The 13,440-nt window shown below is 60.1% G+C and carries 11 protein-coding genes; 4 read left to right on the top strand and 7 right to left on the bottom strand.

Annotation, left to right across the window (positions count from 1 at the left end; genetic code table 11):
- Window positions 1-45: 45 nt before the first annotated feature.
- The 4 genes from NFS22_RS02505 to NFS22_RS02490 all read left to right on the top strand — a co-directional run bounded on the left by NFS22_RS02505 (window position 46) and on the right by NFS22_RS02490 (window position 5,704).
- Complete coding sequence (locus NFS22_RS02505; protein ID WP_251316196.1) at window positions 46-1,107, top strand: branched-chain amino acid aminotransferase; 1,062 nt, start codon at window positions 46-48, stop codon at window positions 1,105-1,107.
- A gap of 436 nt (window positions 1,108-1,543) precedes the next feature.
- A complete protein-coding gene (locus NFS22_RS02500; RefSeq protein WP_251316195.1) occupies window positions 1,544-3,151 on the top strand; it encodes a peptide chain release factor 3 in 1,608 nt (535 codons plus the stop codon).
- Between the two features lie 153 nt (window positions 3,152-3,304).
- Window positions 3,305-4,273, top strand: a complete 969-nt coding sequence (locus tag NFS22_RS02495) for a helix-turn-helix domain-containing protein (protein ID WP_251316194.1) — start codon at window positions 3,305-3,307, stop codon at window positions 4,271-4,273.
- Between the two features lie 48 nt (window positions 4,274-4,321).
- On the top strand, window positions 4,322-5,704 hold the full coding sequence (locus NFS22_RS02490) for an MATE family efflux transporter (protein ID WP_420908825.1): 1,383 nt from the start codon (window positions 4,322-4,324) through the stop codon (window positions 5,702-5,704).
- A gap of 47 nt (window positions 5,705-5,751) precedes the next feature.
- Here NFS22_RS02490 and NFS22_RS02485 read toward each other — a convergent pair whose 3' ends face one another.
- The 7 genes from NFS22_RS02485 to NFS22_RS02455 form a co-directional block, all read right to left on the bottom strand.
- Complete coding sequence (locus NFS22_RS02485) at window positions 5,752-7,035, bottom strand: CapA family protein (RefSeq protein ID WP_251316193.1); 1,284 nt, start codon at window positions 7,033-7,035, stop codon at window positions 5,752-5,754.
- Window positions 7,032-8,399 (bottom strand): serine hydrolase domain-containing protein, encoded by a 1,368-nt coding sequence (locus NFS22_RS02480; protein WP_251316192.1) that lies wholly within the window; start codon window positions 8,397-8,399, stop codon window positions 7,032-7,034. Before NFS22_RS02480 ends, NFS22_RS02485 begins: the two co-directional genes overlap by 4 nt.
- Before the next feature lie 129 nt (window positions 8,400-8,528).
- Entirely contained in the window at window positions 8,529-9,881 is a 1,353-nt protein-coding gene (gene gdhA / locus NFS22_RS02475) for an NADP-specific glutamate dehydrogenase (RefSeq protein WP_251316191.1), read from the bottom strand.
- A 233-nt stretch (window positions 9,882-10,114) separates the two neighbouring features.
- A complete protein-coding gene (locus tag NFS22_RS02470) occupies window positions 10,115-10,996 on the bottom strand; it encodes a GNAT family N-acetyltransferase (RefSeq protein ID WP_251316190.1) in 882 nt (293 codons plus the stop codon).
- Between the two features lie 20 nt (window positions 10,997-11,016).
- On the bottom strand, window positions 11,017-11,226 hold the full coding sequence (locus tag NFS22_RS02465; protein WP_251316189.1) for a PspC domain-containing protein: 210 nt from the start codon (window positions 11,224-11,226) through the stop codon (window positions 11,017-11,019).
- Between the two features lie 331 nt (window positions 11,227-11,557).
- The gene (locus tag NFS22_RS02460; RefSeq protein ID WP_251316188.1) at window positions 11,558-12,130 is read right to left on the bottom strand and encodes a hypothetical protein; all 573 of its coding nucleotides are present in this window, start codon (window positions 12,128-12,130) and stop codon (window positions 11,558-11,560) included.
- A complete protein-coding gene (locus tag NFS22_RS02455) occupies window positions 12,130-13,308 on the bottom strand; it encodes a DEAD/DEAH box helicase (RefSeq protein ID WP_251316187.1) in 1,179 nt (392 codons plus the stop codon). The genes NFS22_RS02460 and NFS22_RS02455 overlap by 1 nt, the downstream gene beginning before the upstream one ends.
- Between the last annotated feature and the right edge of the window lie 132 nt (window positions 13,309-13,440).

Below are 13,440 nucleotides of genomic sequence, written 5' to 3'. Positions count from 1 at the left end.
GATATAATATAGGTTAGCCTAAAATAGAAACAGGAGTGATCTACTATGGAAATCAAAATCACCCGCGCGGCAACCTTAAAGGAAAAGCCGGACTCCTCCACCCTGGTATTCGGCCAGAGCTTTACTGACCATATGTTCATCGTAGACTACTATGCCGGCAAAGGCTGGCAGGACGCCCGCATTGTACCTTACGCCCCTTTGCAGATTGATCCCGCCGCCAAGGTGCTCCACTATGCACAGGAGATTTTTGAGGGTCTGAAGGCCTACCGCACCGCTGACGGCTCCGTCCAGCTCTTCCGGCCCATGGACAACATCCGCCGGATGAACGCCTCCGCAGAGCGTCTGTCTCTGCCTCAGGTTCCCGAGGACCTGGCCCTGGCCGGCATCACTGAACTGGTCAAACTGGAGCAGGACTGGGTCCCCAGCGAGGAGGGCACCTCCCTGTATATCCGCCCCTTCATCATCGGCGTCGACCCCGCCCTGGGGGTCCACTCCTCCCACCACTGCCAGTATATCGTCATCGTCTGCCCCGTGGGCGCCTACTACCCCGAGGGCCTGGCCCCCGTTAAGATCTACGTGGAGGATGAGGACGTGCGGGCCGTCAAGGGCGGCACCGGCATGGCCAAGACGGGCGGCAACTACGCCGCCTCCCTCCGGGCCGGCGACCGGGCCGAGGCCAAGGGCTATACCCAGGTGCTGTGGCTGGACGGCGTACACCGCAAGTATATTGAAGAGGTGGGCGCCATGAACGTGATGTTCAAGGTGGACGGCAAGATCCTCACCCCCGACCTGAACGGCTCCGTGCTGGACGGCATCACCCGCCGGTCCTGTATCCAGCTGCTGAAGGACTGGGGCTACGAGGTGGAGGAGCGCCGCATCTCCGCCGAGGAGCTGTTCGAGGCCGCCAAAAAGGGCACCATGGAGGAGGCCTGGGGCACCGGCACCGCCGCCGTGGTCTCCCCCATTGGTGAGCTGGCCGAGGGCGATGAGAAGGTCATCATCAATAACAACCAGATTGGTGAGATTACCCAGAAGCTCTATGATGAGCTCACCGGTATCCAGTGGGGCCGGACGGCTGACCCCCACGGCTGGATTATGAAGCTGTAAGTTTTCCTCTTGAAAAGAAGATTCAGCTGCGTTATAATGACTTTGGCGTAAAAGCCAGGAGAATGTTCATTGTTCCACCGCAAAAATGACCCCCCTGAAAGAGGTGTGATCTCTTCAGGGGGGTCATTTTGCCAGGGCGTGCTTACTGTCTCTTACCGGGGCCGTGCCGGTCAAGCCACTTGCAGATGCAATAACAGAGGATACCTGCTACGACCGACACCAAAAAATCAAGGAGAATGCTCATGTCTCCGCCTCCTTCCTGTTGCCAGGTTGGACTTTCAAAGAAAGAGGCAGCACAGTCATTATACCAAAATCAGACAGAGGCGGCAAGAGAGCTGTGGCAGCTGCCGGGAGAGGAATTTTCTCTTGCTACCTCTGCCATCTTATGGTACAATAGCTTGCCAAACATGAAATAAAAGCAAGGGAGTGGACCCTTTTGTCAAACTATGAAGCGGAAATCAAGCGCCGGCGCACCTTTGCCATCATCTCCCACCCGGACGCGGGCAAGACCACCCTGACGGAAAAGTTCCTGCTGTACGGCGGGGCTATCGCCCAGGCGGGGCAGGTGAAGGGAAAGAAGAACACCCGGGCGGCCACGTCGGACTGGATGGAGATTGAGAAGCAGAGGGGCATCTCGGTGACCTCCTCTGTAATGCAGTTCCAGTATGAGGGCTTCTGCATTAACATTCTGGACACCCCCGGCCACCAGGACTTCTCCGAGGACACCTACCGCACCCTGATGGCCGCCGACTCCGCCGTGATGGTCATTGACGGGGCCAAGGGCGTGGAGGCCCAGACCCGGAAGCTGTTCAAGGTGTGCGCCATGCGGGACATCCCCATCTTCACCTTCATCAACAAGATGGATCGGGAGGCCCGGGACCCCTTTGAGCTGTGCGAGGAGCTGGAGCACGAGCTGGGGATTGACACCTACGCCATGAACTGGCCCATTGGCTGCGGCAAGGAGTTTATGGGGGTGTACGACCGGCAAAACCGGAAGGTAATCCACTTCACCTCCAACACCAACGCAAAAGCGGCCACCGCCACCCAGATTGAGCCGGATGACCCCGCCCTGGCCGATTTGATCGGCGCGGGCAAGCGGGATGCGCTGGTGGACGAGATTGAGCTGCTGGACGGCGCCTCCTGCGACTTTGACCTGGACCGGGTGCGCCACGGCAAGCTGTCGCCGGTGTTTTTCGGCTCCGCCCTCACCAACTTTGGTGTGGAACCCTTTTTGGAGGAATTTCTCCGCATGACCACCGCCCCTCTGGCCCGGAAGGCCGGGGAGGAGGTTATCGACGCCTTTGACAGCGACTTTTCCGCCTTTGTCTTCAAAATCCAGGCCAACATGAACAAGGCCCACCGGGACCGCATCGCCTTTATGCGGGTAGTCTCCGGCAAATTTGAGGCGGATAAGGAGGTCTACCACCTCCAGGGCGGGAAAAAGATCCGCCTGTCCCGGCCCCAGCAGCTGATGGCGGCGGAGCGGGAGATCATTGAGGAGGCCTACGCCGGGGACATTATCGGCGTGTTCGACCCGGGCATCTTCTCCATTGGCGACACCCTGTGCGCCCCCGGTAAGAAGTTTGCCTTCGACCCCATCCCCACCTTCGCCCCGGAGCACTTTGAGCGCATCCGCTCTATGGACACCATGAAGCGCAAGCAGTTTTTAAAGGGCGTGGAGCAGATTGCTCAGGAGGGAGCCATCCAGATTTTCAAGACTCCCTATACCGGTATGGAGGAAGTCATTGTGGGCGTGGTGGGCACCCTGCAATTTGATGTGCTGGAGTACCGCCTGCGCGCGGAGTACAATGTGGAGCTGTATAAGGAGGGCCTGCCCTTTGAGTACCTGCGGTGGATTGTCCGGGAGGACGAGGACGCCCCGCCCTTGAAGGAGGAGGACCTGCTTCTGCCCAACGATGCCAAGCTGGTGGAGGATTACAAGGGCAATCAGCTGCTGCTGTTCGCCTCCCAGTGGTCCATCCAGTGGGTCACCGACCGGAACAAGGGCCTGAAGCTGGCCGAATTTGGCGGCGCGAAATTTTAATAAAAAGCGGCCGGATATCTCCTGTCCGGCCGCTTTTTTGACCTAAAACCCAACTCGACTGCTGGTCGAGTTCCCAAAACGGCCTGTTTTCTTGACTTTTTCCTCCTCCGGGCGTACAGTGGAACCATCATTCCATCCACAGGAGGTATTCCCATGGAAGACAAGAAACCCTTTGGCGACTACATCCGCAAAAAGCGGCTGGAGGCCGGTCTGACCCAGAAGGAGCTGGCCGGGCGGCTGTTTGTCACTGAGTCCAGCGTGAGCAAGTGGGAGCGCAATTTGTCCTGCCCGGACGTCTCCCTGGTCACTTCCATCTGCCGGGAGTTGCGTATCTCAGAGCACGAGTTCTTCACCGCCTGCGACGACCACCAGGCCCACGCCCAGGAGCGGGCGGCGGCGCGGTGGCGGAGGGCGGCCTCCATTTTGCGCTGGTGCTGTCTGGCGGGCTATGCCGCCGCCATTCCCGTCTGCTTTGTCTGTGATTGGGTTTTGTTCCACAGTCTGGACTGGTTCTGGGTTGTGCTGGCCGGAATCGCCCTGTCCTTCTGCTTCACCAACCTGCCCTTTTTGGTCCGCCGGGAGCGGACCGCCGTCTGTCTGGGGGCGGCGAGTGCCTGTCTGCTCCTCCTTCTGCTGGCCTGCTGGCGCTATGTGGGCGGACACTGGCTGCTGGGCGGTCTGGCCATCACAGCGGCGGGGCTGGTTCTGCTCTGGGGCTGGTGGGCCATCTGGCGATTCTATGGAAAGCATGTCCCGCCCCTGTGCGTGGCCCTGACCTCGGTTTGGGTGTTTCCCCTGCTGGCGGTGGTCCACGCCTTTGCCGGAGGCGGCTGGCTGGTTGGGGTTGGTTGGCCGCTGGCCGCTCTGGGGGTGGCGTTTTTGTGGGCTTACTTTCTGTGTCTGCGCTGTCTGCCCGTGGGGCCTTGGCTGAAGGCGGGGGCGTGCGCTTTGATTACTGCCTTTGCCTCCCCGGCGTTTGGCTGGTTGTGCAAGCACCTGATTCCCGACGTGCCAGGGCCCTGGATTTTGGATTACATTACCCTGGCTGTGCTGTTGACTTTGGCGCTGGTCCTGCTGGCGGTGGGGACAGGCAAAGAGATGGAGCGGCGGCGGGAGGGATAATTCTCTCTTCCCTTTTGGCTCAATTTGTGGTATACTGCCCTCTATTGAATGAACGAATGGAGGGAAAATGCCTTGTCCCAGTCTCACAAAAACGAAGAGGCGCTGGCCAATGCCCCTATCGGTCCGCTGATGGTCAAGCTGGCCCTGCCCGCGGTGGCGGCACAGCTGATTAACATGCTGTACAACATTGTGGACCGCGTGTACATCGGCCACATCCCGGAGGTGGGGCGCAGCGCTCTCACCGGCCTGGGGGTGACCTTTCCCATCCTGATGCTCATCTCGGCCTTTACCGCCTTTGCCGGTATGGGCGGCGCGCCTCTGGCCTCCATCCGCCTGGGGGCGGGGGACCGGGAGGGGGCAGAGAAGATTCTGGGCAACTCCACCACGCTTCTGCTGATTATGGCCGCTGTGCTGACCGCCGTTTTTTCCATCATCAAGGAGCCGGTACTCATGGCCTTCGGCGCCTCGGAGGACACCATCGGCTATGCCCTGGACTATATCTCCATCTACCTGGTGGGCACTGTTTTTGTCCAGCTGGCCCTGGGGCTGAACGCCTATATCACCGCCCAGGGACAGGCCCTGGTGGCCATGTGTTCGGTGCTTATTGGTGCGGCGCTCAATATTATCCTGGACCCGCTGTTTATTTTCGCCTTTCATATGGGTGTAAAGGGGGCGGCCACGGCCACCGTCATCTCCCAGGGGGTGAGCGCCTGCTGGGTGGTGGGATTTCTGTGTTCCCGCCGGTCCGGACTGCGCATCCGTCCGGGGAACATGCGCCTGAGCGGTGCGGTGGTGGGAAGGATTGCCGCCCTGGGGGTGGCCCCCTTCATCATGCAGTCCACCGAGAGCCTGGTGACGGTGGTGCTCAACTCCGGCCTCCAGTTTTACGGCGGCGACCTGTATGTGGGCACCGTCACCGTGATGCAGAGTGTGATGCAGATGGTGGTTATGCCTGTCCAGGGGATTACCCAGGGGGTGCAGCCTGTGATGAGCTACAACTTTGGAGCGAAAAACCACCAGCGGGTGCGGGAAACCTTCCGCCTGCTGCTGCGCACCACCCTCACCGTGACCATTACTGCCTGTGTACTGGTGGCCCTTTTCCCCAGGCCGCTGGCCCTTGTTTTCAATGACGACCAGGAGCTGGTGGAGCTGGTAGGCCGTGTGATGCCCATTTTCTTTGGGGGAATTTGGGCCTTCGGGGCTCAGATGGCCTGTCAGTCCGCCTTTATGGCCATGGGTCAGGCCAAAACCAGCCTGTTCCTGGCCCTGCTGCGCAAGGTGATCCTGCTGGTACCCCTGGCTATCATCCTGCCCCTGGTTACCGGAAATGTGATGGGCATCTATGTGGCTGAGCCGGTGGCTGACATGCTGGCCTCCGCCACCACCCTGACCCTGTTCCTCCACAAACGGAAGACACTGCTGCCCGAGTAGAAGCCGGCCGCCCGCCTCTTAATGAGGCGGGCGGCCTTTTAAAATTCCTATTCTGAGGGCCTGTCCCCCTCCTCGCCCAGGATCTCATGGCAGAGGTTCTGGGCCTGCTGGAGCTGCTGGTAGGCGTTTTTGTCCACAATGGCGCTCTCGCCGGCCTGGTATTCGGCCATGGCCTGGCTGACGTTGACCAGATAGCGCCGGTCTCCCACCGGTTTGCCGTTGCGGTGGATCATATAGTAGGGGGTATACCTCACGTCGGTAAGGGAGGTGCTGCCATCAGAGTCCTTGGTCAGCTCCAGATCCAGAATAACGGTGGTTTTGGTGGCCAAGTCCTTAAGGCGGTCATCAGAAAAATTCTGGTTGGAAATGAAGTTGCCCAGGGAGTAGATGACAAAGCCCTGCCGCTGCTGGCCGTCCGGGCCGGCGGCGGTGACGGTTTCATAGGGCTGGAGAACGTGGGGATGGCCCCCCAGCACCAGATCGGCCCCCTGTTCCACCAGAAATTGAGCCAGATTCTCCTGGTGGCTGTTCTGGGTGGTGTGGTACTCCAGGCCCCAGTGGATGATCACGGCGATCAGGTCGGTGTCCAGGGCCCGGGCGGCGGCCATGTCGGCCTCCAGCAGCTCATAGTTTGGGTTGGAGAGGGTGGTGTAGTAGTCGGTGTTGAAAACGTTGGCGGCGAAAGGCTTGCCGCTGGGCAGGCGCAGGCCGTTCAGGCCATAGGTGTAGGCCAGAAAGGCCACTGAAATGCCGCCCACGTCGGCCACATAGATGCCGCTGTTCTCATCCCGTTCCTCCTGGGTGCGGTAGGTGCCCAGGTGGGGGATGCCCGCCTCATCCAGTACATCCAGAGTGCGGCTCAGGCCGTCAAAGCCCCTGTCCATGCAGTGGTTGTTGGTGGTGCACAGCAGGTCGATGCCGGATTCCTTGATGCTGTAGGCCAGCCCATCCGGGGAGTTGAAGCGGGGGTAGCCGGAGTACTCAGGCCCGCCGGACAGGGTGGTCTCCAGATTGGCCACTGCGAAGTCAGCCAGCTCCAGCTGCTGGGCGGCAAACTGGAGGACATGGCCATAGTCGTAGGAATCGGTCTCCTTCACGTAGCAGTCGTTGGTGAGGGGCATGTGGCTCATCACGTCCCCGGCCACCATCAGATGGGAGACAACAGGCTCCGGTTCGGGTTCAGGCTCAGGCTCCGGTTCAGATACCGCCGCCGGTTCCGGCTGGGACTGGGCCGTGGGCTGGGAGCTGGCGGCGGGGCCGTCAACGGACTGGATCGGGGCGCAACCGGCCAGCAGGGCGAGGCTTAAAGCCAGGGCAAGGAAGCGTTTCATACAGGGTGATCCTCCATTTTCGTGTAAAGTATTTCCATCAAGTCGGCGCACAAAGCGTACATGCCCCGCTCGTTCATGTTGCGGCGGGCGCCGGTGGTGATGACCACCACACCGTTTTTTGTGTCCGGGTTGTAGGTCATCAGGGAATAGACGCCATAGGCGCTGCCGGTGTGGTAATAGAGCACATCCTGCCCCAATACATCCTCCTGCCGGCGGAGGATAAGGCACTGGTCAAAGGGGGAGTAGTCGGCCAGGTTCACAGTGAACCGGGGCGTTTCCATATCGGCCACCGACTCCTCGGTGAGCAGTCGGGTCTCCTTGAACTGGTCCTCCAGCGGCTCGGCCACCGCGATCTGGGCCCCGGTCTCCACATCCGTTACCTCGGTGCAGATGTAAAGCTGCTCCTTGTAGACCCCGTCGTTGGCCAGCACAGCCACCAGCTTGGCCATATCCACAGCGCTGGTGGTATAGCCTCCAGGAAAGTAGGAGGCCCCCTGCCCGATCTGGGTGGGGATGGACTGCCCGGTGTGGGCGGCAGCGGAGCGGCTAACGCTTCCGCCGCTGTACAAATCAGCCACCTCGCCGGTTTTCAGCCGCCCGCCGAAGAAGGAGGCGCGGGCCCCCAGGGGCTCCAGAAAGCGCTGCTGGAGGTAGTCGTCCAGCAGCTGGTCGGAGGCCAGCTCCAGAGTGGTGCCCAGGATACACATACCGAAGTTGCTGTAGGACCAGCAGCTCCCGTTGCCCGGCTCCATGGACCGCCAGGAGGACTTGCTCTGGAGGATGCCCCGCAGCTTGGACAGGCCCCGGGTGGTGTCCAGATTCTTGATGGAGGAGGTATGGGTCATAAAGGTGCGGGCGGTGGGCTGGCCCTTGCTGTAGGGGTTGACCGCTCCTGAGCCCCAGTAGTCGCTGATGGGGGCGTCCAGATCAATCAGTCCATCCTCCGCCATGGCCATGGCGCACATGGCAATGACCACCTTGCTGATGGAGGCAATGCGGATCTTGGTGTCAGGAGTCATTTCCCGGCTGTTTTTCACCGCCCAGCCCCAGGCGCCGGCCTGGCTCAGCCGGCCGCACTCCACGGTGGCCACCGTCACGCCGGTGGCCGAGTAGTTCTCCATCACCTGGTCCAGCGCCTGGTCGATATCCGCCTGTGTGAGACGAGGCTGGGGCTCCGAATCGGGCTGAGGTTCAATGGTAGGGACGGCGTCCTGCATGAGTACGCTGCTGGCGCCGGCGGGGGCCGGCGCCGAACCGGAGCCGCTGTCCGTTTGGAGGGAGCCGGAGGAGGGAGACGAACAGGCGGTGAGCAGCAGTGCCAGGGTGATGAGCAGGGCTCCCAGGCGTGAGCGTGTTTGAAGCATGGTGGGGCTCCTTTCAAGGGGGCTGTTTTTGTCGGATTGCTACTATTATAAAAGATTTGTGGAAAAAAGTAAAGGCCGCAGGATTGAATCCTGCGGCCCTTGAACATTTGGTTTGATTGAAGGGATTTCTTAGAAGATACCCTGAGCCATCATAGCGTCGGCAACCTTCTGGAAGCCCACGATGTTGGCGCCGGCCACCAGGTCGTAGCCCAGGCCATAGCGCTCGGCCACCTCCACGGAGGAGTGGTAGATGTTCTTCATGATGCCCTTGAGCTTCTCGTCCACTTCCTCAGCGGTCCAGTACAGGCGCTCGGCGTTCTGAGCCATCTCCAGCTCGGACACGGACACGCCGCCGGCGTTGACGGCCTTGGAGGGGGCAACCACGATATTGGGCTGCTTCTTCAGGAACTCCAGAGCGTCGTTGGTGGTGGGCATGTTGGCCACCTCAATGTAGTACTTCACGCCGGAGGCGGCGATCTTCTCGGCCCAGTCCATGTTCACGTCGTTCTGGGTGGCGGCGGGCATGTAGATGTCCACGTCCTTCACGCCCCAGCACTTCTCGCCGGGCACGAACTCGCAGCCGAACTTCTCGGCGTAGGAGGCGCAATGCATGGGATCCTTGGCGCGCATCTCCAGGATGTAGTTCAGCTTCTCCTCGGTGTCCACGCCGTCGGGATCGTGGATGTAGCCGTCGGGGCCGGCGAAGTAGGTGACCTTGGCGCCCAGCTCAGCGGCCTTCTTCATGATGCCCCAGCCCACGTTGCCGTAGCCGGACATAGCGATCCGCTTGCCCTTGATGTCCTCACCGTCGTGCTTCAGGGCCTCTACCAGATAGTAGACGGCGCCGTAGCCGGTGGCCTCGGGACGCATCAGGGAACCGCCGGTGCAAACAGCCTTGCCGGACAGAGCGCCGAACTCGGAAGCGCCCACAATGCGGCGGTACTGGCCGTACATGTAGCCGATCTCACGGCCGCCGCAGCCCAGGTCGCCGGCGGGGCAGTCGATATCCTGGCCAATATGGCGGTACAGCTCGGTGATGAAGGCCTGGCAGAAGCGCATGACCTCGGCGTCGGACTTGCCGCGGGGGTCAAAGTCGGAGCCGCCCTTGGCACCGCCGATGGGCAGGCCGGTCATGGCGTCCTTGAACACCTGCTCAAAGCCCAGGAACTTGATGATGGACAGGTTGACGGAGGGATCGAAGCGGATGCCGCCCTTGTAGGGGCCCAGGGCACCGTTGTACTGTACACGGTAGCCGCGGTTGACCTGCCACACGTGGTTGTCGTCCTCCCAAGTGACCCGGAACTCAACCAGGCGCTCGGGCTCGACCATGCGCTCCAGCAGAGCGACCTTCTCATACTCGGGGTGGGCGTTGATGACAGGCTCCAGAGAAGACAGGACCTCCTCCACGGTCTGCAGGAACTCGGGCTCGTTGGCGTTCTTGGCCTTGGTGGCGTTCAGGACTCTCTCAATGTACTGATTCATAGCGGCATTCCTCCTAAAAAATATACAGTAGGTTTGACGGAGCTCTTTCATTTTGAGGTGAGCAAGCCCCGTTTGTGCTCTGATATGTGTATTATACCAGAAAATCCGGCAAAGTAAAGCAAATGTTTTGTGGGGGTTGCCACAACCAAATAGTTGTGGCAGCTAAAATGGCAAATAAAAAAACGGCCCTTTCCACAAAAAGAAGGAACCGTTTTTGTACAAAATGCAAGAAGTCAGTCAAAAGCCAGACCCAAGTAGCCCACCGTGCTCCAGTCCCAGGCCTTTTCCAGCTCCGGGTCCAGCCACTTGAGCATCCCGAATTTGCCTAAATTCTGGTTGACCCCCACGCTGTCCTCCCGGGACCGTGGCCCACGTATCTCCCACCGCCGGGCTGGGGCTATGCGGGGCAGGTCGCAGAAGGCCAGCCGGCGGGTTCCAAAGGAACCCAGCAGCTCCTTGACAATGACAAGGTCCTCCTCTGCCCGCTCGGCGCACAGGCAAGCCGGTCCCTCCTTCGTTTCTCCAATAAACAGCCCGCCGTCCCCCAAGGCACAGCACCCGGCCTGATAGGCCAGCGCACCGGCGGGATAGGCGATATGGGGGATATCCGCCAGCAGCTGTTCCCGCACCTGGCCGTACTCCTCCGGCAAGGCGGGACGGAGAACGTTGGAGGGCGGCGGAAGAATCTCCTCCCGGCGCAAAGTGCCGCCCAGGATGCGGAAGCACTCCCGAAAGCCGTTGGCCCCGAAGAAGTTGTGGAGGGAGGGCTCCGCCGGGACGGTGGTGACGGCGGGGATGCCCAGGGAACGGAAATATTCGTCCGTCCCGGCCAGCAGCTGAGCGGCCAGCCCCCGGCCCCGGCATTGGGGGTGAGTGGCCACGGCGTAGAGGTAGGCCGCCCGGTACTCCCCCTGTCCGGGGACCACAAAGGCGGTGTCAAACCAGGCGGTCATAGACCGGACCGCGCCGTTCTCCTCCAGCACTATCACCTGCTCCGGGCGGTAGTAGGTGGTGTAGAAGTTGTCAAGATAGGAATCGCTGTCCCCAAAGGCCAGCTTCCACAGCTCCCGCTGAGCCGGAACATCCTCCAGAACAGAGGGGCGGACGGTGAGCATAGGGCGGTCCTCCTTATGTGTTAGTATCTCGGGTAGATGTCGCTCTTCTTGGGCATGATGAGGGCGCAGGCAATGTAGGCCCAGAAGCCGAAGGTACCGCAGAAAAAGGCAATGACCCAAAGCACCCGCACAATGGTGGGGTCAATGTCAAAATATTCCGCAATGCCGCCGCACACGCCGCCCAGCATCTTATAGGGGCCCTCAGTCCGGTACAGTCTCTTGTTTCCCATAATCAATCGCTCCTTTTGCCAAAATTATTTACCTCTGTCTCAGTATGCTGCAGTCAACACTTGTGTGCTTTGCACGCCCAGCGGACCATTGGCCTGCTGGATGAAAAAACGTAAGCCGCGTTTCTCACGGAAATCAATTTTCAGAAAACCTGATGTATTTGTAGGGCAGGACGGCCTCGGACCGCCGCTTGTTAGCCGCTTTTCCCAACGGCGCCGGGTCGTCGCGCCCTACAGTGGCAAAATTGATTTTCGTGCGCGTTTCTTCAGGGGTGTTGACTATATCATACGCTGGGTTCATTGAAAATTCCATAGGAAAAGAATAAAGAATTGATTAAAATTTTGTCAGCAGCCAGACTTTCCGGGCCAGCAGGGCGGCGGAGATGGTAAAAAAGACCTCCAGCGCGGTGGATACCATCATGGGAACGAGAAACAAAACCGCGCAGCCCGCGACCATAAGCCAGCAGAACCTCATAGCTCCGGCCCAGCGCTCCAGGTTTTGGCGGCGGTGGACCAGGATTATAAACTGCAAATCCACCATCAGCAGCACACAGGCCCCGGCGGCCAGCACCACGTGGAGGGCGGCATATTTAGGAAAGTAGGCGGGCAGATAGGGGATGGACAGAGCGTAGGCCAGGGACAGCACGGCACATACGGCCAGCAGCCGGGCCAGCAGCCGCATCCAACGGGCGGGCAGGGTGAAGGCCAGCTTGTTGAGCATGACAAAAAAGTATCCTCCCGCCAGAATGCCCCAGTAGATAAAGCCCCGGTAGTGGTCGGGCCCGGTGACTGCTATGACGGAAAAATTGGTTCCAAACCACCGTACGCTCCCGGCGAAGAGCAGGGTGTAGGCAGGGATGAGGAAACAGGCAAAAAAATCCAGAAAAAAGCGCTTCACTTTACCCATTACTGCTCCACAGCGGCGACCAGATCGCCTTTTTCATTAAAGTAAACCGTTCTGATTTGACTTCCGGTGGATTTGACGATATCGTCCAGCCGCAGGCCCTCGGTAATGGTGGACACCAGGGAGAAGGCCACGCCGTGGCGCTTGGCCCGTCCGGTGCGGCCAATGCGGTGGATGTAATACTCGTTTTCGTCGGGGACGTCATAGTTGAACACGGCATCCACATCATCAATATCCAGCCCCCGGGCGGCCACGTCGGTGGCGGCCAGCACCCGGATTCTGCCCTCCCGGAATTTTTGCAAAGTCCGCTCCCGGAGGGATTGGGTAATGTCGCCATGAATGGCCTGGCAGGAGACGCCCCGCATCTCCAGCAGCCCGGCCAGCCGGTCGGTCATGTTCTTGGTATTGCAGAAGGCAATCACCCGCTCGTAGCCCCCCATCTCCAGCAGGCGGGCCATAATGTCCGCCTTATCGCCCCGGTCCACGTCCAGCCGGTACTGGGCGATATCGGGCCGGTTCTCCCGGTCGGCCTGGACGGTAATCTCCACCGGCTCCCGCTGGTAGACCCAGGAGATATCCAGCACCTCCCGGGAGATGGTGGCGGAAAACATCCCCAAATTTTTCCGGTGGGGCATCTGGTCCAGAATGTGGGTCACGTCCCGGACAAAGCCCATGTCCAGCATCCGGTCGGCCTCGTCCAGTACCACCGTCTCCACCTTGTCCAGACGGACGGTGCGCCGCTTCATGTGGTCCATCAGCCGCCCTGGGGTGGCTACCACAATCTGGGGTCTCTTTTTCAGCTGGTTGATCTGGCCTCCAATGGGCTGGCCGCCGTAGAGGCAGACCACCCGGATGCCCTCCTTAAAGGCACACAGATCCCGCAACTCGTCCCTGATCTGAATGGCCAATTCCCGGGTGGGGGCCAGCACCAGGCCGGTGATATCCCGGGCGGCGGGGTCAGTGTGCTCTACCATAGGGATGCCAAAGGCAAAGGTCTTGCCCGTTCCCGTAGGGGCCTTGGCAATCACATCCTTCCACTCCATAAAGCGGGGGATGGCCCCGGTTTGAATGGGGGTGGCCTCCACATAGCCCTTTTGCTCAATGGCCCGCATCAGCTCCGCCGACAGGCCCATATCATCATAGCGCGCTGTGCCGCTGACGGTTTGTCCGTTGATTTCCATAGTCGTATCCCTCTTCTATATCATCTATTCCCCTCTATTATACCTGTTTTTTCGGGATTGTCTATCCCTGACAGAGAAATATAGGAAACAATCCTTACGCATTTTGTCAGAACTTGCTATGATGTATGTGCT

Source organism: Flintibacter muris (assembly GCF_943192995.1).
Taxonomy (GTDB): Bacteria; Bacillota; Clostridia; order Oscillospirales; family Oscillospiraceae; genus Lawsonibacter; species Lawsonibacter muris.
This window is presented reverse-complemented; position numbering and strand designations above follow the sequence as displayed.

Bases quoted from the DNA above. Each gene is read 5' to 3' on its own strand.
- NFS22_RS02505 (WP_251316196.1), top strand. From the start codon at position 46: ATGGAAATCAAAATCACCCGCGCGGCAACCTTAAAGGAAAAGCCGGAC.
- NFS22_RS02495 (WP_251316194.1), top strand. From the start codon at position 3,305: ATGGAAGACAAGAAACCCTTTGGCGACTACATCCGCAAAAAGCGGCTG.
- NFS22_RS02490 (WP_420908825.1), top strand. From the start codon at position 4,322: ATGAACGAATGGAGGGAAAATGCCTTGTCCCAGTCTCACAAAAACGAA.
- NFS22_RS02485 (WP_251316193.1), bottom strand. From the start codon at position 7,035: ATGAAACGCTTCCTTGCCCTGGCTTTAAGCCTCGCCCTGCTGGCCGGT.
- NFS22_RS02480 (WP_251316192.1), bottom strand. From the start codon at position 8,399: ATGCTTCAAACACGCTCACGCCTGGGAGCCCTGCTCATCACCCTGGCA.
- gdhA (WP_251316191.1), bottom strand. From the start codon at position 9,881: ATGAATCAGTACATTGAGAGAGTCCTGAACGCCACCAAGGCCAAGAAC.
- NFS22_RS02470 (WP_251316190.1), bottom strand. From the start codon at position 10,996: ATGCTCACCGTCCGCCCCTCTGTTCTGGAGGATGTTCCGGCTCAGCGG.
- NFS22_RS02465 (WP_251316189.1), bottom strand. From the start codon at position 11,226: ATGGGAAACAAGAGACTGTACCGGACTGAGGGCCCCTATAAGATGCTG.
- NFS22_RS02460 (WP_251316188.1), bottom strand. From the start codon at position 12,130: ATGGGTAAAGTGAAGCGCTTTTTTCTGGATTTTTTTGCCTGTTTCCTC.
- NFS22_RS02455 (WP_251316187.1), bottom strand. From the start codon at position 13,308: ATGGAAATCAACGGACAAACCGTCAGCGGCACAGCGCGCTATGATGAT.